The organism is Polaromonas sp. P3_C2 (genome assembly GCF_056402675.1).
On the sequence record NZ_JBFUGX010000849.1, the window covers coordinates 1 to 1,539 of the forward strand.

General features: G+C 65.0%; 1 protein-coding gene. It reads right to left on the reverse strand.

The window, feature by feature from the left end:
- Window positions 1-174: 174 nt before the first annotated feature.
- Window positions 175-1,539, reverse strand: a 1,365-nt coding sequence (locus AC1DWI_RS22680; RefSeq protein WP_477725851.1) for a protein-disulfide reductase DsbD family protein, incomplete at its 5' end; no start/stop codon positions are given.

The window sequence follows — 1,539 nt, forward strand, 5'->3', positions numbered from 1 at the left end:
GGCCGACACTTGCTGTGGCCGCCTGCGCGGAAAAAGCGGCCGACGCCAGCCAGGGGGCGGCAACGAGAGCGCCAGAAAAGTTGCGGCGGGTAAGTGCCCGGACGGGCTGCAGAGGGGTATTCAACATGGCTTGAACTCCTTCAGGAGACATCAACAACACGACAACAGGTTCTTTTACAGCTTGGCCAGTTCGGCCCTCACGTCGTCAACCGACAGAATCTCCGACAGCACGACCGGCGCGCGGCCGGGCTTGTAAATCACATACACCGGCACGCCATTGCGGCCCAGTTGCTTCAGTGCCGCTGTCACTGCCGGGTCGCGCCGCGTCCAGTCGGCACGCAACAGCGCCACGTTCTTCGTTTCGATGTCGGCCAGTACCGACGCATTCGAGAGGGTGGTCTTTTTGTTGTACTGGCAGGTCACGCACCAGGCGGCGGTGAAATCCACGAACACACTTTGCCCTTGCGCGGTGAGCTGGTCAACCCGGCCCGGCTCCCAGGCCTGCCAACCGCCTGCTGTCGGTGTTGCCGACACCAAGGCCGCGGGTCTGGTGATGTTCGGGCCAATGGCCCACAGCCCCAACGCGCCCAACGCCACGGAAAAGGTTGCCAAGAGCGTACGTGCCGTGCCGCGCAGGGTAAAGGCCCAGATCGCCAGTGCCATCAACACCAGCAAGGCCAGTAGTGCACCCGCGCCGTCGATGCCGCTTTGCTGGCCCAGTACCCAGACCAGCCAGGCGACCGTGGCAAACATCGGGAAAGCCATCAGCTGCTTGAAGGTCACCATCCAGGGGCCGGGACGCGGCAGCATTCTTGCCACGGCCGGTATGGCGCTCGCCGCCAGATAAGGCGATGCCATACCCATACCGATGGCCGCGAAAATCGCGAGCGCTTCAAGTGCAGGGAGACCCACCGCATAGCCCAGCGAGGCGCCCATGAAAGGAGCGGTGCAGGGCGATGCAATGGCGGTGGCCAGCACACCCGACAAAAATGCGTTGACGGTGGGGTTTTTCGCCTGCCAGCCCGCAAGCCGGCCCGGCAGGACATTGCCGAATTCAAACAGGCCCGCCAGGTTCAACCCCAGCAAGGTGAACAGTGCCGCCAGCAGCGCCACTACCGCCGGGTTTTGCAGCTGAAAGCCCCAGCCGAGCTGCTCACCCGCTGCGCGCAAACCCAGCAGCAGCGCACCCAGCGCCAGGAAAGACACCACCACGCCCACGGTGTAAGCCAGGCCGGTGGTCAGGCGCGTGGCCTGGTCCTTCACCTGCACAAAACCCACCACCTTGATGGCCAGCACCGGAAACACACAGGGCATGAGGTTGAGGATCAGCCCGCCGAGCAATGCGCCCAGCATGGCGGCGATGAGTCCGACCGGTGGGGCGCTGGTTTGCACGGGGGCCGCACCGGCCGACGCGTTGGCGCGCAAGGCCGCTTCAAGTGCGGGCGGCACGACGGTGGCAGCCGCTGGCGCAGGCCAGGGGCCTTTGACCGGCGCGTCAATGCGATAGGCAGTGTTCTCCAGGGCCACCACCAGCGGCAT